Raw genomic sequence first — 22,377 nt, 5'->3', positions numbered from 1 at the left:
AAAAACTGAATTCCTTGATGATACTCTCCTCATGTTTTGCCAGGCGGAATGAATTTCAGCCGATTTGCCAGCGTCATTCGTGGCCTGATTTATATGCTGTCCCAGGCAAATGGGCGAGCGCACGCTACGTCCCGGGCTCAAGGTATTCAAGTGTAGGTTGGCGTTTCTGGTAGGTCTGTACGTTACCGTACATATATACTTACAGATGATCTGGGTGATGAGTGATCGATAATGCCTGTAAAGGCAGGTTCGCTGAAAGTTTCACTATGCTGCGTGGTTGGTTCCTAGTAATGTAGCGAAAGCGACTGCATCGACAGGTGGGTTGAAATAGTAACCTTGTCCTTCTTCGCAGCGTTCTGCCTGCAAGAAAGCCAGTTGCTTTTGCGTTTCTACACCCTCGGCACTGACTTTGAAGTTCAGGTTGTTACCCAGACCGATAATGGCGCTGACAATAAGCGCATCATCGTCATCATTAATCATGTCACGCACGAACGATTGGTCAATTTTTAGTGTGTCGATAGGAAATTGGCGCAGGTTACTCAGGCTGGAATAACCGGTCCCAAAATCATCAATGGCAATTTTAACGCCTATAGCCTTTAGTGCATGCAGGGTTATCATGGTTGACTTGGCATCCTGAACCAATGTGCTTTCAGTCAATTCGATTTCCAGATATTTTGCCTCTATTTCCGTTTCCGCAAGCGTGTTGCGAATATTATTAACCAACCCGTCGTGACGGAATTCTACAGCGGAGATGTTTACCGATACAGGGATGGGGCGCAGACCTTCATGCTGCCAGTCTTTGGCTTGTTGGCAGGCCGTTTTCAGCATCCATTGACCTATGGGTATGATAAATCCGGAGTCTTCGGCAATTTTGATGAATTGTTGAGGATGGAGTAGCCCGCGGTCCGGATGCTGCCAACGGATTAATGCTTCTGCGCCGGTAATCAGGCCAGTTTTGAAATGAATTTTTGGCTGGAAATGCAGGATGAATTCTTGACGGGCTAATGCTTGACGTAAACCATTTTCCACTGATAGCCGCTCTACCACTTTATCATTCATTTCCTGCTTGAAAAATTGGTAGTTGTTGCGCCCTTGTTCTTTGGCATGATACATCGCAGCATCGGCATTCTTGAGTAAGGTATCCGCATCTTCACCATCATCAGGAAAGATGCTGATACCGATGCTCATAGTCACATTCAGCTCATGTTGATCGATATTATGCTGTTCTAATAATGCGGCCAGTATTTTGGAGGCGCTATACCCTGCTGCTGAAGGATGGTCAACATCGGCAAGTAGCACGATGAATTCATCGCCACCCTGGCGACTGACTGTATCCGAGCTGCGTACACATGCTGTCAAGCGTTGAGCAACCGACTGTAGCAGTTTGTCACCAGTCAAATGCCCTAGTGAATCGTTGATATTCTTGAAGTGATCCAGATCAATGAATAGCACCGCCAATTGTTTTTGGCTACGGTGTGCTTGTGAAATAGCCTGTGTAAGGCGATCATTTAATAATGAGCGATTGGGTAAATCGGTGAGGAAGTCGTGCTGAGCCTGGTGTGACATTTTGAGCGCCATCAATCTAATTGCGCTGACGTCGTGAAACACGATCACCGCGCCAATAACACGACCGCCGCGATCACGGATGGGTGCGGCAGAGTCTTCAATAGAAGTCTCTACGCCATCTCTCCGTATCAGCACGCTGTCAATGTCAATACCGACAGTCTTGTTCTTCTGCACAGCTGAGTCCATAGGGTTGGGTAAGGGCTCACGAGTGAGACCGTCAATGAGTTGAAATACCTTGGTGAACGGCTGACCTACGGCTTCATTCTGCGACCAGCCTGTCATGTGTTCGGCTACCATATTCAGATAGGTGATATTGCCATTAATATCCGTGCTGATAACCGCGTCACCAATGGAATTAAGCGTGACCTGAGCACGCTCTTTCTCAAGGAACAATTCATCTTCCACTACTTGACGCGCCATTACGTTACGAATTGCCCGAGATAGCGAATGAGCATCTATGAAACCTGTTAGTAGATAATCCTGCGCGCCAGACTGTATCGCTAGTTTTGCCACTTCTTCATGTTCCTGATCGCTCAGAACCAGGATAGAAACCTGGCTATTGCTGGCATAAAGCTTATTAAATGTCTCTATGCCCTTACTGTCAGATAGAAACATATTAAGCAAGACTGCTTTGGCTTTCCCCTTTTTTAGTCGTTCTATCCCATCTTGAAGAGTTGTAATCCACTCTACAATGAATGGGCCATCTTTGGCGTCTACTAGTGCGGCACTAATAAATGCTGCCGCATCAGGGTCGCTCTCGATAATCAGTACACAGTCGTCCTGCTTGTCCATACTTAGTTAGCCTTTGAGATTAGAAGTGGCGGCATTTCATTTAAAGATGATGGGTTAGTAACGTTACAAATTCAGTGCCCCCAGTTGCAAATTTATCAAGATATATATGCTTGGTCTGTGCGCTGGAACACAGAGTACGTATATTTTTGCTTCATTAATCCCAATATGTGGAAATCATATTGGGGTTTGGCTGGTGCTCTGCCAATCACGTCGTTTTCATAATAAATATCGCGCTATGTTCGTCAGCGTACAGAACTGGCCGACAATTCAACTTACCCTTGCCGCAGCGTTGCTCTGACGTAGTAGTCCAAATCGCGGTTCACGGGTGCGAAATTTGACCACTGCTTCGTTACGACTTAATGCCCATATTGGGGTACGCTAATCCCTATCTATTTTAAAAAGAGGCTCCATTATGAAATATTCCATGTTACTCGCTGCACTAATAACCACTTTCGGATTAAGTGGTTGTGATAAACCCACTGTAGTTAATGTGCCAGCAACGCCCGTTCCAGTCGCTGTGCCAGGGCCGGCTGGTCCACAAGGTGCGACAGGCATGCAAGGTGACTCTGGGACACAGGGCAGAATGGGCGAGCAGGGCTATGATGGTGCTCAAGGCGACACTGGTAAAACTGGTTCGCAAGGGTATCAAGGTGCTCAGGGTGACACTGGTGCAACTGGCAAAACAGGTGATGGTGCAGTAATTGTTGTTCCAGTACCGACTGAGCAAAAATAACATTTATTGTCGTGGTTAACAGTTTGCATGCACCGTTCGTGATTTGGGGTGGCATGCAGCAGAAATTTTTTATGCGCTAGGTGCGCTAGCGCACAGATCGCTTTTGAGAATAAGCCGATTATTCAAAAATGATTGATAGTGATCATTTTCAGATAGGTACAGCTACGAAGCAAGTCGCTGCTTCCGCAACGTGTTCTTACTGTTTTTTGTTAGTTGTCTATTTTGTTGCAACATAAGTGGTCATAGCACTATGACTACACTTTTATTTTAAGGGAAAATTATATGTCACCTATTTTACGTAATCTCGTCGCAATCTCTTGCGCAATAATGGCTGGTCAAGCGGCTGCTGCAGAACTAGATACTCGCTTATATGTCAGTCCAACTATAAACTATACCGTTACCGATAAAGACTGGGGTACGGATGATGGTTATGGTGTAGGCATAGGTATTGGTAAGCCAGTTTCAGATCGTTGGAATATAGAATTAAATGCTACTTTTGCCACTCAGGATGCCAAGGGTGCTAGCACGTCAGGCCGAGTTCAGAACTCTGCTGTGATGGCTGATGCTTTGTATTTTTTCAACCGCGACCCTGCTTTCTCACCTTATGCAATTATCGGTGCGGGTGATGTTCAAACACGTTATACCGGCGTTTCAGAAAATAATCTGGCTGCTAACGCAGGTCTGGGTTTCATGACATGGAAGAATGACATCGCTTTCCGTGCTGATGTCCGTTATCGTTATATTGACGGTGTTGCTGGCGGAGCTAACACCTTCAGCCCACAAGACTGGATCATATCAGCAGGCTTGGTAATCCCAATAGGTCCTAAACCAGTTGCACCAGCGCCTTATGTTGCACCAGCACCTTACGTTGCACCAGCTCCAGCCGCTGCGCCAGCGCCTGAGCCAGCACCAGCTGCACAGCCTGAAATCGCTCGTCCAGTAGCGCATACCAAAGTCATTTTTGAAGGAACAAATTTTGATTTTGACAAGGCTACTTTACGTCCTGCAGGTAAAGCAAAGCTTGATGATAACGTTAGAAGTTTGACCCAGTATCCAGATATTGATGTTGAGATTACTGGTTACACAGATAGCGTTGGTAAAGCTAAATATAACCAGAAACTGTCTGAAGAGCGTGCGATGACAGTTAAGAACTATATGGAGTCAAAAGGGATTGCTGCTAGCCGTATGACCACCAAAGGTTACGGTGAAACCAAGCCTGTTGCAAGTAACAAAACTAAAGCTGGTCGCGCAGAAAACCGTCGCGTAGAAATTGAAATAATGAACTAAGTAACAGATTTAAGCTTGGAAATATCAGAGTACTACACCGAGTGTGCTGTAACAGGCCGCTTGGTAAAGCGCTAGGATATTGAACAGGAAACAGGGAGGCGGTGCTTTGTATAAGGCACCGCCCTTTTGTTGTTTTGTAACGTTGCGGGTTAATGTATTTGACCAGCTCCATCCCGCCTTCTTTGAATACTGAGGAATTCGGTTTAGACATCGATTTTATAATTCAACGTTATTTCATCACCATGCATACCTCTAAAGCCCCAATTGCAGGCAGCACTTTCCTGAATGGTGATTTCTATGTCAGATTAATAATCATCAAGTTCTTTCGGAGTGGTTGCCATACGTTCAAGGTAGATAGTTCGACTTAAGCACTGTTCTATTTGGCTGCAATGTTAAGCAAGCACACGGTTCGCAACCTCAATAAGATTCATGTCAGGATCACGGAAATAAACAGAAAGAATTGGGCCTGTTGCTCCTGTGCGCTGAACTGGCCCCTCAATTACAGTAATGTTGCACGAAGCGAGGTGACTTACCACATCAGGTATCGGGACTGACGTGATAAAACACAAATCAGCCGAGCCGGGAGTGGGTAGTTGCGCTTTTGGCTCAAACTCTTTGCCATGCTGATGCAAGTTGATTTTTTGCGTACCATAAGAGAGTGCTTTTCGACTGCCGCCGAAAGTAATGATGTCCATGCCCAAGGCGCTTGAATAGAAGGCCGTGGTGACGTGAATGTCTTTTACGGTAAGTACCAAATGATCAAGGCTGTCTATTTTCATAAAGAGTAACTTGTATATTTAAAGTGGAAGTGAGTAACCTGCGAATTTTTTACGCAGGTTCGGTGGAATGATAGTTCAGGTGCCGTTCAGTTACCTCTACCGGGTTGCCATTCTTGAAAGTGTGGAATGTCCTTGTCGTCTTGCAGCCATGGAACGTCATGTGAGCACCAGATGTGCATAGCAGGTTTGCTGCGCGGATCCTCATCGAGCGTTGCCACGCGCACAATGACATGTGGCTGTGTGATGCGCTCGGCCATGAGGTGAGAACCACAAACAGAACAGAAATGCCGGAACTTTCCCGGTGAAGACTCAAAGGCAGCCAGCTTCTCTTTGCCTTTAAGCCAGCGGAAGTGATCCCGCATAACACCCGCTGTTGATGAAAAAGCAGCAGCATGTGCTTTTTGACAAGTACGGCAATGGCAATGACTAATTGGCATGTCCAATTGATCTATTTCATATTCAATAACACCGCATAAACAACTACCCTTCATATTTTCACCTTATGTAGTAACAGTGTCCGAATTTACTTTTATCTTGTTGTTTTTGTGTGAAATGCAAGGCCAACTTGTGCCATTTACAGTCATGCGACTTTTGCCAGATACTCTATCGTTAGCCCAGCTTTTCTTGGAATACCAACATTAAGGTGAACAGGATATTCTGCGCTAACACCTATTCGACTATAGCCTCTGCGTTCGTAATAGGCGATGAGTTCTGGTCTTTGCGTAACCACAAGCATGACATATTTTTTGGCCCCTAGATTACTGGCGGCATAATGTTCTGCCGCTGCAAGCACCATTTTTCCTATGCCTTGTCTCTGAAGTTGCGGGTCGACCGCAAATAAACCTATGTGCGCTTCTTCTTGCTCGGTTGCAATTCTAATGCAAGCAAGCACTTTTCCATTTTCAACGTAAACAAGTAAATGTGAATCGCTATCTAGAATGGCGTGTTTGATTTCGGTGTCCGTTACCCTGTTACCTTGAACGATATCTGTTTCTCTAGTCCAGCCGATTTCACCACGGTAGGACAGATTCACCAGATTCAATATTTCTTCAAGCTGATTTATGTTGGCTAATTCAAGTTTCATTGTCATCCCATAAATATTCTTATTCGTATATACACATAATAGAATAAAAGGCGTGTTTCAGCGCGTTCCGCTTGAATGTTGTATTAGGCAGCATGACCAACTACGGCCTCCAAAAAAGCGGTAACTAATGGATGTGGATTTTCAGGTGATGAGCGAGCTTGAGGCACAAATAGCGTGCCAATAAAAAATGGATGGTCGGTGTATTCAATGACGCGGATTTCACCTTCAGCATCGGAGCCTGATATCTTCAGCTTTCCCTGCTTCAACTCATGAATGCAATCTGGGTTGACCCCAAAATTGCAGTAGTAGTGTTCTTTCGCTGATAACTCACCGTAGATTGCCGCTACCTGAGATCCTGGCGCAAAATGAAGTTGCATTCCGCGGCCTGCCAGTGAACAAGCCAATTGGGAGATGAAAAGACTTGAGGCATATGGGTCGTACTCGGCGTGTTGCGCGTCTTTGAAACCAAGGACGTTACGGGCATACTCAATTACAATATGTTGAAATCCTCCGCATGTGCCGAAGCAAGGGATATTATTTTCCCTCGCATAGCGAATGGCCCAAAGCGTATTCTCCATGCTCTTGTATGGACTTCCAGGTGCAACCCATATCCCTGAATAACGTTCAAATAGTGTTTGGTCGATGTCTGCTGTTGAAACCCATCTTGCATCCACATCCACGCCCAATTGGCTTAAAGAATGCTCAATGGCTACATTGGTGGAAACATGTGGTGGGAATGTTGGTGTGTATTCACCGAGCAAGGCTATTGATTTAGTCATTGTTACTCCATCTTGTTGGGACTTCAAGCCCTTCCAAACTAGACGGTTGTCGAATACAGCGCATACAATTTGCGAAGCAAATGCGTTGTGACTGGAGCTGTCCAGTGATGAGCAAAGCGAGGAGCGACCTTGAGAGATGTGTTAGGGCTAGTCAATGTAACCCCATGATTGTCGGTTGAAACTATATGTGGGTCTACCAAATGGCGGCAACTCAACATAATACAGTGCCTGGGTATCTTTATGATTTATATACCTAAATTTGTTGAAAAATAGCGTGTACTTTGCGAGTGGTATATTTGAAATATATTCTGGCACAAGGTTATTTAATTTTTCAGGGTAATGCCCTGTTTCTTGATGATATTTTTCTATAGCAACAATTAAATTCTCTGCGCGGTATTTTGCAAGCTTATTGTTAGCAACATTAGCCAGAAAAACTAACAGAACCATTATGCTATATATAGCTGCTTTTGTGAGTGGAACACGCGCTGATTCCCTTTTGTATTTCAGTACCAAAGATTTCGGCAATAGCCATAAGACTATTACCACTCCGGTTATTACTGCAATAGCACCTTGATTCATTACAAAGGCATCTACAATAAACAAGCTCAGCGCTGTAAAAATTGTATTTTTCACTTGGTACACAGGCAGGTTCATATCTAGCTCTAATGTAAAATTAAGGGGCGCCGATAGGTGTCCCGCTTGAATGCCGGGTTGAACGAAGCCGCTATCGCGGAGAAATATTCCCGAACCATCAAATTACGCAGCATAATTTCGTCTCCCCCAGCAATGGAATTTTGATTACTGTACCACGAGGAGACGACATTGACAGCCCCCACACCCATCCCCGCGCACTTCGAGCACAATCACCAGCGACTGCTGAATTGCCTCAAGCTCAGAGGCATGCAGCCTAAAACCATCGCCTTGTATTCACACGGCGTACGGCGCGCAGCGGTGTATTTTAATGACCAGATAGACGCGCTCACCAAGCCACAATTAACCGACTATTTTGTTCGCATCCTGGATACCCATTCATGGAGTACGCTCAAACATGATCTGTATGGACTGAAGTTCTATTATGCCCATGTACTCAGCCAACCCTGGCCAGGTGCGGATCTGGTTAAACCACCCAAGTCATATAGCCTGCCCGACATCATTACCGTCGCCCAGGCACAACAAATCTTCATGGCCACCCGCGTATTGAGCTACCGCGTATTCTTCTTCACCCTCTACAGCCTGGGCTTACGATTAGGCGAAGGCTTACGCTTGCAGGTAGGGGATATCGATGCGGATCGGATGCGGGTGCAAGTACGCAACGCCAAAGGCAACCGTGATCGATTGGTGCCGTTATCAGAGAACACCTTGCAGGTATTGCGCCGTTTCTGGCTCACCCATCGCAACCCAAGCTTGCTCTTTCCTAATCGACACGGCGGTCTTGCCAAATCGCACTTGGCACGCACCCCGCTGGATCGTGGTGGTATCCAGACCACCTTGGGTCAAGTGACCCGTGACTGTGGCTTAAAAAAAGAATTACACCACACAGCCTGCGCCACAGCTATGCCACCCACCTGATAGAAGCTGGCATCGATTTACTCGAAATTCAGCAGATACTCGGACACCAGTCCATCCTCACCACCATCCGCTACACCCACCTCACCGAACAACGCCATCAGAGCGCACACACTCGCCTTAATCAATTAATGGAGAAATTCCACATTCATTGGGGCAAAGTCAAATGATCAGACTGGCGCACATCGTAGCAACCTACGCAGCTAAACTGCTTGCACAACACGGTCATCACCTATTGCCCAGCCAGCAAGCTGCCTTAACCGCCTTTCAAACCTGCCGTAGCCAGATGAGCCCGAGGATGCAACTTGCCTGTGATGATTGTCAAACACCCAGCTACCTGCCACATTCCTGCGGTCATCGGCATTGCCCGCATTGCCAGGCGCACGAATCACAGCGCTGGATAGACCAGCAATTACACAAATCCATCCCCGCCAACTACTTCATGCTCACCTTCACCGTGCCCGCCCAGTTGCGCACACTGGCCTGGCAACATCAGCGCGTCATGTATGACTTGATCACACGCTGCGCGTGGGAAACAGTCAACACCTTCAGCCAAAACGACAACAAGCTGCGCGGCAGCGCAGGGGCGGTGACTGTACTGCATACCCATAACCGCCGACTGGACTATCACCCCCATGTGCATCTCGTCATGCCCGCTGTCGCCTTTAACCCCAAACAGCGACGCATGCGTCATAAACACGGCAACTACCTGTTTAACCACAAAGCCCTGGCCAAAGTATTTCGTGCCAAATTACTGGCAGGCATCAGACAAGCAGGACTCACCCTGCCAAACGATTACCCGACCGATTGGGTGGTGGATTGCAAAGCCGTCGGCACTGGACAGCACGCTCTGATCTACCTTGGGCGCTATCTGTATCGGGGGGTGATACAGGAGAAAGACATCCTCTCCGACCGGCATGGTCAGGTCACCTTCCGTTACCGGAACAGCCAAACCAAACAAATGGAAACCCGTACCTTGAGTGGTGTAGCCTTCCTGCGACTGATACTGCAACACATTCTGCCCAAAGGCTACCGCCGCGCCCGCAACTTTGGCTACCTGCATCCCAATAGCAAACTACTCACCCAGCTACAGCTGACCCACCTATGGCGACGGAACAATCCGCCGCCAGCGCAACCCAGACCAGCGATACGTTGCCAATGTTGCGGTGGGGTGATGAAGATAGTGCGCACACGTATCAAAGCGATACCGCTAGCCACATCAGCCCCATCTATAAAACGGGAACACAGAGCAGATGACACAGGGTGGGAGACCATGCGCTAAACCAGCCCACACCGCCCACCTGCCAGACTAGGCAGGTATGGCCGTGCTCGCCCTGAAGAAGGCTGAAATTGGGTTAACATGCCCGAAAAGCCGACTAAAAACGGTGAGTTGAATAGAATAAGTTGCTGCAATGGCAACGTGAAGGTCGTGAAATGGCGGGTGGGATGCGTAACGCGTCCAGTTATGCCAGCATAGTCAAAAAGATATTTCCATAAGCGCTCAAGCAACACCCGCCCCAGCCATGCCGGGCTTGTCCAACAAACGGTTCAGATTGTGGCTCGCTTCGCGATCACAATCTAACCTTATTCGTTAGCGATTTCAAGCTCCATTTTCTGGTGCTTTTTCTGTTGAGAAACGTCGTTTCGACAGATACAAGCCAAACCATGCACCAATACCTGAGATAGCACTCATGGGCAGGCCGAGCGTAAGCATTAGTGCGGTTGAAAATGCGAGGGGCAGGCCGATTTGATCAAGTTTCCATCCGGTCGCATGGAATGAGGCAAGCACTAAATAGACCGCGAGACCTCCGAGTGGAAGCAAAAAGCCAAGCCAGAGTCGGCGTGAGAAAAATGAGGCTGCAATACTCACGGGAAGTGCCGCGCCGATTATTAGGATTGCCGCTGTTTTCATAAGGTGATCGCTAACAGTTATTAGACGGACTTAGCGGTCAGTATTGTTGTTAATAATGAGGCGAGTAGTGTTCTGATAAGTTGTTGATTCATATTCACTCCATCAATTTTAGCGTCTATCATATGATGTGATAATACTGCAAATCGGTTACGCTCGCCTGATTAGGGTGAATAGTAATGATTTGTCAGTATGGGTGACCGCTTGTGTTACTTACAGCTCAGGAATGCTGATTGACTTTAGGGTGTTGTTTTTCTTTTGCTTGATCGGTTATTTTTTTCGCCAACTCCGGATGGGCTTCCAGACTCAGTGCAAGCTGGGCAGCTGTTTCCGCATCAGCATAACGTTGCGCTAAGAAATGATCCATTGCAGCTAATAATGCTTTTTGACCTTGTTCCTGACGTTGTTGCAAACGATGGGTGCGGACGCGTTTGGGGAGATTCAGGGTGAGGTCTGCCAGTCGGGCGAATAAGTCGCTGACTACGACCAGACCTAGAAATATGACCACCAGTAAGGTTAGCGATAATTCTATGCGATAGGGTGGGTAGACTAATACGGCATAACCCGGGTCGAATTTGCCAGCCAGCGTGAATCCTACCGCCAGGCCGAATATCAGTAGCGTCCAGATCAGTGTGCGCATTACTTGCTACCCAGACGGCTGGATTGGAGCGCCGCGATGCTTTCGGCCAGGGTAGGGAGCTGGATGCTGATTGGGCTGCCGATCAAACTGTCTATCTGTTTGGAAGCTTTGGCAGTGCGGCTGTCGTGTGTGCTGAAATACTGTGCGAGCCAGGTTTTTGCTGCGATTAAATCTGTTTTATAGCTGGTTTCATCATGCGCAAATAAAGCTATGCGTGCAGTGAGTAAGCGCAGTTTTAAATTTTGGCGTAAAAAATAACTTTGCTCGGGGGCAAGCAATGCGTTGTCGGGGGTGTCTACTCGGCGTATTTGCACCAGACCCTTAATCTCATGCCACATTTCCTGACTGAATTCGTGCGCCGCACCGACTGTCGTGAGCTTGGGTGCTACTGTCGGCGAGGTGGCAGGAATTTCGTGGTCGCTGGACAATGGCAAGGAGTCGATGTTCGCGATCAGGCTATCTAGCGCCAGCGTAATACCGACGGTATCGACTTGTGGCAAGGATTGTAAACGCTGGATATCCGCCTTGAGTGCGCGGCGCAGATTGGTGAATTGTGGCTTGTCGATACTTTGTAACCGGGTGTCTGCGTTTTGCAGCGCGATGATGGTGGCTTTGACATTGCCGGCTAATTGCAATTGCTGATTCGCGGTGAGTACGGTCTGCTCAATATCCGCCAGCGTGGCATCGTCACGGCTCTTGGACATGTCGCGGTAAAGTGCTTCCAGCGCCAGTTGCTGATTTTGTGAGTCGGCCAATTTGGCTTGTATTTCACCGAGACGTATTGCCATGTCGCGACTGTTGTCGGCAGTTTGCTGGCTTAGTGTGCGGCTGGCTTGTGCGGCATCATTCGCGGTAGTCAGGCGCTGGCTGACTTCTATGCGTAAGGTGCTCAACTCTACGCGAGTTTGCCACCATTGCCAGCCGGCAAATGCCAGTGCCAAAACTGCGATAATAAGCGCGGGATCGAAATAATCGCCGATCTTGTCGAGTAAATCGGGCTGGTCGTTTGCGTCAGACATGGTGTTCTGCAAACCAGGTGCTCATGCCAGCAATTAAGCCTTCGTCACCTGATTCGGTGAGGATGGCATATTCCAGCCCTAATTCTTTTGCGACTTCCAGTATGCGTTCGTGCGGAACAAATACTGGGGTGGTTTTCAGCCATTGGCGACCTAGCTTGCCGAGGATGTCGTAGAGGTTGCGCAAGCCTTCAGAGCTGGTAATGGTGACAGCGTTAATTTCATTGCGTGACCATTGGCGCATTAAGTTACCGGCATTTACGTCAGGGCGGCTACGACGATAGCATTCTGCATATTCGATTACTGCGCCGCGCTCGGTCAAGGTATCGCCTAATAATTCACGACCACCATCACCACGGAATATCACGATATGTTTGCCCACTACGTCTTGCAGTTCAGGCATTTCCAGTAAGTTTTCGCTATCAAAACGTGCAGTCGGCGCGATGATTTTTTCTATGCCGAAGTGTTTGAGCTCACGACTGCTGCCGCGGCCGATGGCGGCAATTTGTAAGGTCGCAGGGATAGCCCGGCGTGATTTGATCAGATTCATTGCCTTATTGACGGCGTTGGGGCTGATGAATATTGCCATATCAACTGTGTCGAGGCGGTCGATTAAGTCGTATAGCGGTGCCAGGTCTGCTGTGTCGAGTATCTCCAGCACGGGGAATATCACTGGCTTGCCATTCGCTGCGCTAATTTGTTCAGCGAGCTCTGCTGCTTGTTGAGCCGGGCGCGTAACGAGTATGCCTTGTTTGTTTAAATCGATGCTCATAGTGACAACTCCGCGAGTATTTTATCTGCGCCCTGCGCGATGAGTTGTTCGGCCAGTGTTGCGCCCAAAGTTTCTGCCTGATCCCGCGCGCCTGTGATGTTGCCGCTGATAATGCGGCTGCCATCGACTTCTGCGACAAAGCCGCGTAGCTGTATCTGGCCAGCAATGATTTCCGCGTAGCCGCCCAGCGGCACCTGGCAACTGCCACCCAAAGTGCGGCTCATGCCGCGCTCGGCACGCACGCAATCAGCAGTGTCGGCATCGTTTAACGGGGCGAGCAGGGCGATTAAATCGTCGCGATTTTCCAGACACTCTATACCCAAAGCACCTTGACCGACCGCTGGCAGGCTTTGTTCCGCTGGTAATTCGGCACGGATGCGGTCGCCCAGCCCTAAGCGTTTCAGGCCTGCTGCTGCCAATATAATCGCGTCATACTGACCTTCATCCAGCTTGCGTAGACGGGTTTGCACGTTGCCGCGTAAAGGTTCGATGATCAGGTGCGGGAAGCGTGCGCGTAACTGGCTCTCGCGGCGCAGGCTGGATGTACCAACGCGTGCGCCATGTGGCAGCGCATCCAGCGTATCAAATTTGTTGGAAACCAAGGCGTCGCGCGGATCTTCACGCTGACCGATGGCTGCCAGGGTAAACCCCTCGGGCAAATTCATCGGCACGTCTTTCATGGAATGCACGGCAATGTCAGCCCGTCCTTCATACATTGCGGTTTCCAGTTCTTTTACAAACAGGCCTTTACCACCGATTTTGCTCAATGAAACATCCAGAATTTGATCGCCTTGCGTGGTCATACCCAGAATGCTGACGGCCATTTGCGGGTATAGTTGACTTAGGCGGGCTGCGATGTGTTCCGCTTGCCACATGGCCAAGGCGCTCTCACGTGATGCAATCACAAGTTTCGGGGGGAGTTTTGGACTATTTAACAAAATATAACCTGTTGGTAGAATCGGTAATCAAGTGCTTATTTTAACTCAATTAAGCGCGCTACTATCAAACCTTAAGGTTGCCCTATGAAAAAAGCATACACTTATTTAATTATCTGCCTGGCTTTATTTGTTAATACAGCGATAGCCAAGACCGATACCATTGTTTATGCCACTGACTTGCAAAAAGACGGGCGAATTGCTGCCCAAAATCATGTGCCTGTTCTGATCATTTTTACCAGTCCAGATTGTCATTATTGCGAAAGAGTGATGAATAACTTTCTCATCCCTATGCAGCGCAACCCGGAATACACCCACAAAGTAATGATGCGCCGTGTGGAAATTAATAATGCCAGCAAGTTGATAGGCTTCGATGGTGCGGTGACGACACAGCAAGCGTATGCAGCTACGCAAAAAGCTCGCTTTACTCCCACTGTAATAGTGTACACGCCAGATGGCACGGCTGCCGCTGACCCGCTGGTCGGGTTAGGTCCCGAGGAATATTACGGCAGTTATCTGGATGGGTTGATAGATGCAGGTGTGACTAAGACTAATCAACATTGAAGACGTTGGTGGCTTCAATGTTGAGTCTGTTTAACGTATAAATTACGCCTGGACTAATTCAAAGTCGCTTTTGGTTACGCCGCAATCCGGGCATACCCAGCTTTCAGGAATATCTTCAAAACGCGTGCCTGGCGGGACGCCTTCGTCAGGCATGCCCAGAGTCTCGTCGAAAATAAAATCGCAAATCAGGCATATCCATTGTTGCGTTACCACTTCGGTACAGGTATTCATGATGCTTCCTTATAAGGTGTTAGGGACGCGAGTATGTTGTCAAAAATTGGCGTCAGTTCGGTAGCCAGCTTATCGAGCTCGGCACTAGCGTAAGGTAAAAATACTTCCATCGGGCTACGCATGGCGACATGCGTCTTGCCTGCGGCTTCGTAAACGTGAATGCGCAGCGGGATATCGATCCCGGCGCGTTTGTCCGCTTGCCACACGCGAATCGCAAAATCGGGGCGGAACACTTCCAGTATCTGGTCGGCGGGTACGGTCAGGCCGCGCTTGGCGGCATTGGCCTGACCGTTAATATGCGCGACCAGTCCCATCGGCACGGCCGCCACAGCTTCGCTGAGCTTGGCCACGGCTGTGTCTACATCCAGATTGACAGTAAAAGTGAGCATCGCTTTCCTTCCTTTCAGCATTCAGGCAGTGCAGGCGCAGCTGCCAGTGTCGATATCGTGCAATTCTTTGCGCAGGTGTTTGATAGCGGGCGTCACTATCGCAATAAAATAAGCCTCACGTACGCGGCGCTGGGCAGCATTTCCGACCAGATAGCCTTTGGCGCCGAGATGCAACATGGCGGAGTTAGCTGCTTTCAGCGACATCTCGCCGCCCGCCAGACGCAGTGCCAGCGTTTCGCGTTCGTGATTGGCATCGGGCATAGCGTCAATTTTATCGGCTAGACGATAGCATGCTTCGCGCGCGGCTAACAATTCACTTTCGATAGTTTCAGCCTGGTCGTCGAGGAAACAGTTGACGTGGCCGTGGGTTTTGTTGGAGCGTTTCATCATACTCACACACGCATCGATCAGTCCTAGCCCCATGCCCATTTGCATCAGGATGAATGCAGCTTTGGTGCGTGATTTGAATTGGGTAAATTCACTGGGGTGTGAAACGACGGATTCATTGGAAATAAATACGCCCTTGAAATTGCAGGCGAAGGTGTTGGTGCCTTCCATCGCGATGAAGTGGGCATTCTGGTTGAGCGTAAGCCCCGGATGATCACCCTTGACCAGTGCTATCAATAGTCCAGGTTCGTTTTCGACATCAATGCCGACATGGAAGTAGTGATCGATGCCAATATTGGAAACCCAGGGTAGCGTGCCATTAACCAGATAACCACCGTCAACACGTTTTGCCGTCAGGCGGTTATCTTCGATAGCCGCGCAGGATTTCATTGCGTTGGATTGTCCGGTACCGCCTAGCACTATGCCTTTGGCAATTAGCGGCAGCACGTCGCGGCGGATGGCGAGGTTGCTGCTGTTCTGCAAATACCAGGCGCAAGCGTACTGTGCCCACACCATGAATCCGGTAGATACGCATTCGCGCGACACATCTTCGATTATCCGTATCGCATTCTTGAGACCGTAACCAGTGCCACCAAACTGTGGCGCAACCATAGCACCGAAACCGCCAATCGCGCCCAGTTTGTGCATGAATTCACGGGGGTACTCACCCTTGAGATCGATGCTTACCACCCGTGGACACAATTCGGTACGGATTAGCTCAGCCATGCCTGGTAACGATTCACCCGTTTCTGTATCCATTACTGGTTTTAACATTTCAACTTGCATGATAACTCCTTGTTTTTACATGGCTGCCGCAAGGTCAGCCATTTTCAGCTGACAGGGTCAGGCTAATGCTACCGTCACACCTACGGGGTTGCGCATAGTGTTGGCTACAGGTGACCAGCGATTGGCGTGTGCGACTAATTCTTCCAGTTCACTTTGGCTGGCATCGCCTTCCAAATACACTTTGACGCGGATATCCGTAAAGCCAAGGATTTTGCTATCAGATAAATCACCGACCCCCCAGACTGCAGTCACGTTGATATCACCTTCAAGTTCTAATTCGAGCTTGGTCAGTGAAATGCCGCGTGCAACTGCGTTGGCATGCAAGCCAACCGAGAGACAGGAACCGAGGGTTGCCAGCACGGCTTCAGATGGGTTAGGTGCGGTATCGTCGCCCAACAAGTGAGGTGGTTCATCAATGACGTGTGCTGGCAAGTTGCGTACATAGCTTAAATTGCGGAATTTACCTTCACACACCGTTTTGGATTTTAAGGTGACGACGTTCTGTGGGTTAGCTTTGCCTTTGACCGCAAGCGCTTCCAGACCTGCTTTGTCGATGGGGGTTAACACGGTATTCATTTTTAGTACGGCTGCTTCTGGCATGATTTGCTCCTTATGCGATGACAATTAATGTAAGTGGCCCATTGGACACATTGACACTATTGCAAACGCCATGCCAGCATCGAAAAATAACTATAATTGCATGATTATTAACAATAAATAAATAAAAGCTCAGTCCTTCCTTGGTTTTGTAAGCGAACAGATTGTTAACAATTTGTATAACAAGTCGTGGTCGAGCCGGGATTTAGTCTATCCCCAGGCGCTGAATACGATAATTTAGCTGACGTAAGGTCATGCCCAGCTGTTGTGCTGCGCGCGACTTATTGCCATTACTTATGGCCAGCGCCTGAATAATGCTCGCACGATCACTGGTTTGTACCGATTGATAAGTGCGTAAGCCTCCTGGTAGCGTCGTCTCAATGTCAGCAACTGGGTGCGTGGATGCTTCATTCATGGTTTCGCTGGCAATCACTGATGCAGCGTCGGCTGCACTGATTAATCGGTTTTCAGATAGTAAGGCCAGTCGTTCCAGCACGTTGCGCAATTGCCGCACATTGCCTGGCCAGCTATAAGCTGCAAGTTGCTCGAGCGCATCGGGTGCAATATTAACGTTGCGCTGATAACTTTGATTAATCTGATTCAGGTAATAGCGCACCAGATGACGTATATCTTCGGGGCGTTCCTGTAAGGTCGGCAGTCGCACCGGGATTACATTGATGCGATAAAATAAATCGAGTCGAAATTTGCCGCGACTGACTGCCTGTTGCAGATCCTGATTGGTAGCAGTCACTATGCGCACATTAATCGCAGCTTCCCGACGCGCCCCGACGCGCTGTATGGTGTTTTCCTGCAGCACCCGCAATAATTTGACCTGCATCGCCAGCGGCATATCGCCGATTTCATCGAGAAATATGGTGCCATTGTTAGCCTGCTCGAAATAGCCGGGCCGACTGCTGGTCGCGCCGGTAAAGGCGCCTTTTTCATAACCAAATAACTCGGATTCAAACAGGTTTTCCGGTATTGCACCACAATTGACCTTGATGAACGGAAAATCCCGGCGCGCACTGGAAAGGTGCAAGGCGCGCGCAAACAGCTCTTTGCCAGTGCCGGATTCACCTAATAACAGCACCGTCGCATCGGTTTGCGCAACCTGTTCGATTTGCTTTAGCGCACGCCGTAACGGCATGGATTCGCCGACGATACCGAAGGATCCCAGCGTGGATGGATTCTTGTTTAGCGCCCATTTCAACTCGCGATTTTCGGTTTCCAGTCGGGCGGTACGCTCCTGTATATAACGGTTAAGCATAATGACCTGGGCGATCAGGGTGGCGGCGATTTTTAACATCTGCAAGTCACGCGCCAGCGGTCGTGGACGGTCGCGCAAGCGGTGCACGCCGAGTACGCCGAGTACTTTGCCACCCTGCTCAATAGGCATGGCAATATAAGATACTGTTTCATGCGGTAACTGATCGCGTACTACGGTGCGAAACAGGAATTCAGGCTCGCTGTCGATATCCTGAATTATTACCATTTGTCCGGTCTGCATCACCCGTCCGGTAATGCCTTCGCCTGGTGAGAATTGACCGCGTTTAATCTCTGTTTGCGACAGTCCATAAGCGTGTGCGATGCGTAATATATCGGTCTCGGCGTCTGGCAGCACGACACGCCCACGATTTAAACCCAGTAACTCGGACAGTAAATGCAGTATTTCACGGATGACATAGTGCTGATCTGGGCTCTTGCCCATTAGCGCAGACGCTTCACGTATTACTAATAGCTCTTCATCTATCAGTGTCTCTGGCGCAGTTCGAATATTTGCAGTATCCATTTTGACCTCTCCTGTCATGAACAAATTGTTTACACAATGTAAGCAAAAATCGGGCGAGGAAAATATCAGAAAACATATGATAAGCCTGCAAGCCTTATGAAATCAGTAATTTGTCAGGTTGGCACGATTGCTGCTAATTGATACCCAGCAGATAAATTTTGTTAATCAAATGTTAAGGAGATATACGATGTCAGCTTTTGACGATCCATTTGACCCCAAGGTCAAACTTGCCAGCCAGGGCTGTAGTTGCGGCCGCCATAGTAACCAGACCGAGCATCAGCTTGACGAAGATGCCCGCATTGGTCGCGTGGTCGAAACCACCGTGATGCGCGCGTTATTTCCACATGACGAAACTCGCCGCAATTTCATCCGTGCTGTCGGTGCCAGCACGGCGTTCGCTGCTATTTCCACGCTGTTCCCAATGGCGGCAGCAAAAGCACTGGCCGCTGACCGCGCCCCGCTGGAAAAGCCTGACTTGAAAATCGGCTTCGTACCTATTACTTGCGCCACCCCTATTATCATGGCCGGTCCCATGGGATTCTATTCGCGTGAAGGACTTAACGTATCGCTGCTGAAAACGGCCGGTTGGGCTGTGGTTCGCGATAAGGTTATGAACAAGGAATATGACGCTTCGCATATGCTCTCGCCTATGCCGCTGGCAATCAGCCTTGGCCTCGGTTCACAGGCACAGCCTATCGACGTGGCTGCCATCGAGAATATCAATGGTCAAGCCATTACCATGCACGTCAAGCACAAAAACAATCTGGATCCGAAACAATGGAAGGGTCTGAAATTCGGTATCCCGTTCGATTACTCCATCCATAACTTCCTGTTGCGTTATTTCCTTGCTGAAAACGGCATAGACCCAGACAAGGATGTAGAACTGCGCATCATGGCGCCGCCTGATATGGTTGCTAATCTGCGCGCGGGCAATATTGATGGTTTCCTTGGACCTGAGCCGTTCAACCAGCGTGCCGTATATGAAGAAGTCGGCTTTATTCACACGCTGTCACGCGATATCTGGGATGGTCACCCATGCTGCGCGTTCGGTGTGTCGCATGAGTTTACCAAAGCTTATCCAAACACCTTTGCCGCACTGTTCCGTGCCATTGCCAGTGCGACCGAATATGCGCACAAGCCGGAAAACCGCGACGACATCATCAAGGCCATTGCGCCAGCTAACTACCTCAACCAGCCTATTCCGGTGTTGGAACAGGTCATGACGGGTCACTTTGCCGATGGTCTGGGCAAAGTGCGCAATGTGCCGGATCGCGTTGATTTCGACCCGTTCCCATGGCAGTCGATGGCAGTATGGATGCTGACGCAGATGAAGCGTTGGGGTTATCTGAAAGGCGATGTCAATTACAAGCAAATTGCAGAGCAGGTATTCCTCGCCACAGATGCACGCAAACGTATGAAGGAAATGGGGTTGTCGGCGCCAGCCAGCAACTACAGTAAATACACCATCATGGGCAAAGAGTTTGATCCGGCTAAGCCTGAGCAATATCTCAAATCCTTTAAGATAAGCAGGGCCTGATCATGAGCAAATCCCTGACTTTTCGTGCTTATCTGTTATCTGCGCTGATTTTTGGCGTGATGTTGATGGGCTGGTATCTGGCGACACTGCCGCAGAAAACGGTAGCAGTGTCGCAAGCTGATGCCGAATACGCTGCATTAATGGGTGGTGGTGCCGTTAAAAAGTCAGGCATGCCGACGCCGCTTGAGGTGGGACATACGTTCCGGGAAAAGCTTGCTGATCCGTTCTACGACCATGGTCCTAACGACAAGGGTATCGGCATTCAGCTTGGTTACTCGCTGACGCGCGTGCTGGCCGGATTTGCGCTTGCTGCACTGGTGGCGATACCGTTGGGGTTTGTGGTTGGGATGTCGCCTATCATGCATCGGGCGCTGGATCCCTACATCCAGATACTCAAACCGATCTCACCGCTGGCGTGGATGCCGCTGGCACTCTATACCATCAAGGACTCGTCGGCATCGGCGATCTTCGTGATCTTCATCTGCTCGTTGTGGCCTATGCTGATCAATACTGCCTACGGTGTTGCCGCAGTCAAACGTGACTGGCTGAACGTTGCCAAAACGCTGGAAGTCAGCCCGTTGCGCAAAGCTTTTCTGGTGATATTGCCAGCAGCAGCACCGACCATACTGACTGGCATGCGTATTTCCATGGGCATAGCCTGGCTAGTCATCGTGGCGGCTGAAATGCTGGTGGGTGGTACTGGTATCGGTTATTTTGTGTGGAATGAATGGAATAACCTCAGTCTCACCAACGTCATTTTCGCCGTACTCATGATAGGCATCGTCGGCATGATGCTGGACATGGTGTTCGGCTGGTTGTCGCGATTAGTGGCATATAACGATTAAGAGGCCAGATATGCAAACCGATTTTTTGAAAGTTGAAGCGTTAAGTAAGGTTTATCCGGTTAGTCGAGGAAAAACACCAGTACCGGTATTTGAAAACATCCATTTCAGCATCGCTAAGGGTGAATTCGTCTGCATAGTCGGGCACTCTGGTTGTGGCAAATCGACTATTCTTAATGTGTTGGCTGGACTCGATAGTCCCAGTGCCGGCACCGTGATTATGGATGGGCGCGAAGTGTCGGGCCCTAGTCTGGATCGTGGCGTGGTGTTTCAGGGACATGCGTTAATGCCGTGGCTGACGGTGATGAAGAATATTGAATTCGCCGTCAAGTCGCGCTGGCCAGACTGGTCCAGGGAAAAAATTCAGCAGCATAGCCAGCAATTTATTGATCTGGTGGGGTTAACAGGTTCCGAGCACAAGAAGCCATCCGAGTTGTCGGGTGGTATGAAACAGCGTGTCGGTATTGCGCGTGCATTTTCCATCCAGCCTAAAATGCTGCTGCTGGATGAGCCATTCGGCGCGCTGGATGCTTTGACTCGTGGCGTAATCCAGGATGAGTTGCTGAAAATATGCGCCGCTACTCAGCAAACTGTATTCATGATTACGCATGACGTAGACGAAGCGATCTTGCTCTCTGACAAAATTATTCTTATGACCAATGGACCTCGTGCGCGTATTGCCGAAATAGTTGTCAACACGTTGCCACGCAACCGTACTCGCAATGATATTCACAAGGATGCTCAGTATTACCGCATACGTAACCATCTGGTAGATTTCCTGGTGAGTCGTTCGCGTGAGCTAGCGCTTACATCAGACGCAGATTATGACCCGCGGAATCCACCTGAAGTCAGACCCGGTGAAATGGATGAGGATGCTGATGCAACACCGCGTCCGCTCAAGCAGGCTGCTATTCATCTTGTTAATTAATGCTATCAACTGAAAGGAACTACCATGAAACGTACCGATGTAACTGATTTGATACTGGTTGCCAAAATTGCCAAAGGGCTGAAATGGGATGACCTCGGCAAAGCAATTGGTTTAAGTAAAGAGTGGACAACGGCCGCCTTGCTTGGGCAAATGACGCTGGATGTGGAGCAGGCGACGATTATAGGCAAAATGCTGGATTTGCCAGCCGAAGCGATTGCAGCGTTGCAAGTCGTGCCTTACAAAGGTTCCTTGCCATCGGCTGTACCAACTGATCCATTGATATACCGTTTTTACGAGCTGATCAATGTGTATGGTACTTCTATCAAGGCGCTGATCCATGAGGAATTTGGCGACGGCATCATGAGCGCAATTGATTTCAGCATGGACATTTCTCGTGTAGCCGATCCTAAAGGTGACCGGGTAAAGATAGTGTTGAATGGTAAATTCTTACCCTACAAAACGTATTGAT

Annotated in this window: 24 protein-coding genes and 1 pseudogene; 9 read left to right on the top strand and 16 right to left on the bottom strand. The window is 49.1% G+C overall.

Annotation, left to right across the window (positions count from 1 at the left end):
• Window positions 1-264: 264 nt before the first annotated feature.
• Window positions 265-2,358, bottom strand: coding sequence for a GGDEF domain-containing response regulator (locus SFSGTM_RS14445; RefSeq protein ID WP_162085778.1), 2,094 nt, complete (start codon window positions 2,356-2,358; stop codon window positions 265-267).
• A gap of 412 nt (window positions 2,359-2,770) precedes the next feature.
• Between SFSGTM_RS14445 and SFSGTM_RS14440 the strand changes: the two genes are divergently transcribed.
• Both SFSGTM_RS14440 and SFSGTM_RS14435 read left to right on the top strand, forming a co-directional pair.
• Complete coding sequence (locus SFSGTM_RS14440; protein WP_162085777.1) at window positions 2,771-3,091, top strand: YajG family lipoprotein; 321 nt, start codon at window positions 2,771-2,773, stop codon at window positions 3,089-3,091.
• 282 nt (window positions 3,092-3,373) lie between these two features.
• Window positions 3,374-4,378, top strand: coding sequence for an OmpA family protein (locus tag SFSGTM_RS14435; protein WP_162085776.1), 1,005 nt, complete (start codon window positions 3,374-3,376; stop codon window positions 4,376-4,378).
• Window positions 4,379-4,770: 392 nt separating this feature from the next.
• Here SFSGTM_RS14435 and SFSGTM_RS14430 read toward each other — a convergent pair whose 3' ends face one another.
• The 5 genes from SFSGTM_RS14430 to SFSGTM_RS14410 all read right to left on the bottom strand — a co-directional run bounded on the left by SFSGTM_RS14430 (window position 4,771) and on the right by SFSGTM_RS14410 (window position 7,674).
• Complete coding sequence (locus tag SFSGTM_RS14430; RefSeq protein ID WP_162085775.1) at window positions 4,771-5,157, bottom strand: VOC family protein; 387 nt, start codon at window positions 5,155-5,157, stop codon at window positions 4,771-4,773.
• An 86-nt stretch (window positions 5,158-5,243) separates the two neighbouring features.
• Window positions 5,244-5,648: a GFA family protein gene (locus tag SFSGTM_RS14425; RefSeq protein ID WP_162085774.1), complete on the bottom strand. Its 405-nt coding sequence runs from the start codon at window positions 5,646-5,648 to the stop codon at window positions 5,244-5,246.
• Between the two features lie 89 nt (window positions 5,649-5,737).
• The gene (locus SFSGTM_RS14420; RefSeq protein ID WP_162085773.1) at window positions 5,738-6,241 is read right to left on the bottom strand and encodes a GNAT family N-acetyltransferase; all 504 of its coding nucleotides are present in this window, start codon (window positions 6,239-6,241) and stop codon (window positions 5,738-5,740) included.
• 83 nt (window positions 6,242-6,324) lie between these two features.
• On the bottom strand, window positions 6,325-7,020 hold the full coding sequence (locus SFSGTM_RS14415) for a CTP synthase C-terminal region-related (seleno)protein (RefSeq protein ID WP_162085772.1): 696 nt from the start codon (window positions 7,018-7,020) through the stop codon (window positions 6,325-6,327).
• A 147-nt stretch (window positions 7,021-7,167) separates the two neighbouring features.
• Window positions 7,168-7,674, bottom strand: a complete 507-nt coding sequence (locus SFSGTM_RS14410) for a hypothetical protein (RefSeq protein ID WP_162085771.1) — start codon at window positions 7,672-7,674, stop codon at window positions 7,168-7,170.
• A 168-nt stretch (window positions 7,675-7,842) separates the two neighbouring features.
• On the opposite strand from SFSGTM_RS14410, the pseudogene SFSGTM_RS14405 reads away from it, so the two are divergent.
• Together SFSGTM_RS14405 and SFSGTM_RS14395 are read left to right on the top strand one after the other, a co-directional pair.
• Window positions 7,843-8,756: pseudogene (locus SFSGTM_RS14405) on the top strand (tyrosine-type recombinase/integrase).
• Window positions 8,753-9,868: an IS91 family transposase gene (locus SFSGTM_RS14395; RefSeq protein ID WP_162083488.1), complete on the top strand. Its 1,116-nt coding sequence runs from the start codon at window positions 8,753-8,755 to the stop codon at window positions 9,866-9,868. Before SFSGTM_RS14405 ends, SFSGTM_RS14395 begins: the two are co-directional and overlap by 4 nt.
• Before the next feature lie 318 nt (window positions 9,869-10,186).
• On the opposite strand, the gene SFSGTM_RS14390 is transcribed toward SFSGTM_RS14395, so the two are convergent.
• The 5 genes from SFSGTM_RS14390 to hemC form a co-directional block, all read right to left on the bottom strand.
• Window positions 10,187-10,498: a hypothetical protein gene (locus SFSGTM_RS14390; RefSeq protein WP_162085770.1), complete on the bottom strand. Its 312-nt coding sequence runs from the start codon at window positions 10,496-10,498 to the stop codon at window positions 10,187-10,189.
• A gap of 217 nt (window positions 10,499-10,715) precedes the next feature.
• On the bottom strand, window positions 10,716-11,135 hold the full coding sequence (locus SFSGTM_RS14385) for a heme biosynthesis HemY N-terminal domain-containing protein (RefSeq protein ID WP_162085769.1): 420 nt from the start codon (window positions 11,133-11,135) through the stop codon (window positions 10,716-10,718).
• Complete coding sequence (locus SFSGTM_RS14380; protein WP_162085768.1) at window positions 11,135-12,154, bottom strand: uroporphyrinogen-III C-methyltransferase; 1,020 nt, start codon at window positions 12,152-12,154, stop codon at window positions 11,135-11,137. The genes SFSGTM_RS14385 and SFSGTM_RS14380 overlap by 1 nt, the downstream gene beginning before the upstream one ends.
• Window positions 12,147-12,923, bottom strand: coding sequence for a uroporphyrinogen-III synthase (locus tag SFSGTM_RS14375; protein WP_162085767.1), 777 nt, complete (start codon window positions 12,921-12,923; stop codon window positions 12,147-12,149). The genes SFSGTM_RS14380 and SFSGTM_RS14375 overlap by 8 nt, the downstream gene beginning before the upstream one ends.
• Window positions 12,920-13,861, bottom strand: a complete 942-nt coding sequence (gene hemC, locus SFSGTM_RS14370) for a hydroxymethylbilane synthase (protein ID WP_434784333.1) — start codon at window positions 13,859-13,861, stop codon at window positions 12,920-12,922. The genes SFSGTM_RS14375 and hemC overlap by 4 nt, the downstream gene beginning before the upstream one ends.
• 84 nt (window positions 13,862-13,945) lie before the next feature.
• Between hemC and SFSGTM_RS14365 the strand changes: the two genes are divergently transcribed.
• Window positions 13,946-14,422: a thioredoxin family protein gene (locus SFSGTM_RS14365; RefSeq protein WP_162085765.1), complete on the top strand. Its 477-nt coding sequence runs from the start codon at window positions 13,946-13,948 to the stop codon at window positions 14,420-14,422.
• A gap of 42 nt (window positions 14,423-14,464) precedes the next feature.
• On the opposite strand, the gene SFSGTM_RS14360 is transcribed toward SFSGTM_RS14365, so the two are convergent.
• The 5 genes from SFSGTM_RS14360 to SFSGTM_RS14340 form a co-directional block, all read right to left on the bottom strand.
• The gene (locus SFSGTM_RS14360) at window positions 14,465-14,653 is read right to left on the bottom strand and encodes a rubredoxin (RefSeq protein ID WP_162085764.1); all 189 of its coding nucleotides are present in this window, start codon (window positions 14,651-14,653) and stop codon (window positions 14,465-14,467) included.
• Entirely contained in the window at window positions 14,650-15,042 is a 393-nt protein-coding gene (locus tag SFSGTM_RS14355) for a DUF302 domain-containing protein (RefSeq protein WP_162085763.1), read from the bottom strand. Before SFSGTM_RS14355 ends, SFSGTM_RS14360 begins: the two co-directional genes overlap by 4 nt.
• Before the next feature lie 21 nt (window positions 15,043-15,063).
• Complete coding sequence (locus SFSGTM_RS14350) at window positions 15,064-16,215, bottom strand: acyl-CoA dehydrogenase family protein (protein ID WP_198420566.1); 1,152 nt, start codon at window positions 16,213-16,215, stop codon at window positions 15,064-15,066.
• Between the two features lie 57 nt (window positions 16,216-16,272).
• Window positions 16,273-16,815, bottom strand: a complete 543-nt coding sequence (locus SFSGTM_RS14345; protein WP_162085762.1) for an OsmC family protein — start codon at window positions 16,813-16,815, stop codon at window positions 16,273-16,275.
• A 202-nt stretch (window positions 16,816-17,017) separates the two neighbouring features.
• A complete protein-coding gene (locus SFSGTM_RS14340; protein ID WP_162085761.1) occupies window positions 17,018-18,601 on the bottom strand; it encodes a sigma-54 interaction domain-containing protein in 1,584 nt (527 codons plus the stop codon).
• Window positions 18,602-18,788: 187 nt separating this feature from the next.
• Between SFSGTM_RS14340 and SFSGTM_RS14335 the strand changes: the two genes are divergently transcribed.
• The 4 genes from SFSGTM_RS14335 to cynS are packed head-to-tail and all read left to right on the top strand — an operon-like array spanning window position 18,789 to window position 22,376.
• On the top strand, window positions 18,789-20,138 hold the full coding sequence (locus tag SFSGTM_RS14335) for a CmpA/NrtA family ABC transporter substrate-binding protein (RefSeq protein ID WP_162085760.1): 1,350 nt from the start codon (window positions 18,789-18,791) through the stop codon (window positions 20,136-20,138).
• A gap of 2 nt (window positions 20,139-20,140) precedes the next feature.
• Entirely contained in the window at window positions 20,141-20,983 is an 843-nt protein-coding gene (gene ntrB, locus SFSGTM_RS14330; RefSeq protein ID WP_162085759.1) for a nitrate ABC transporter permease, read from the top strand.
• A 10-nt stretch (window positions 20,984-20,993) separates the two neighbouring features.
• Window positions 20,994-21,908 (top strand): ABC transporter ATP-binding protein, encoded by a 915-nt coding sequence (locus SFSGTM_RS14325; protein WP_162085758.1) that lies wholly within the window; start codon window positions 20,994-20,996, stop codon window positions 21,906-21,908.
• A gap of 24 nt (window positions 21,909-21,932) precedes the next feature.
• Window positions 21,933-22,376 carry a cyanase gene (gene cynS, locus SFSGTM_RS14320; protein ID WP_162085757.1) on the top strand — a complete coding sequence of 148 codons (444 nt, stop codon included), beginning with the start codon at window positions 21,933-21,935 and terminating at the stop codon, window positions 22,374-22,376.
• Window position 22,377 lies beyond the last annotated feature (1 nt).

Origin of the sequence: Sulfuriferula nivalis, from assembly GCF_009937995.1 — a bacterium.
In the GTDB taxonomy this organism is placed as follows: Bacteria; Pseudomonadota; Gammaproteobacteria; order Burkholderiales; family Sulfuriferulaceae; genus Sulfuriferula; species Sulfuriferula nivalis.
This window is presented reverse-complemented; position numbering and strand designations above follow the sequence as displayed.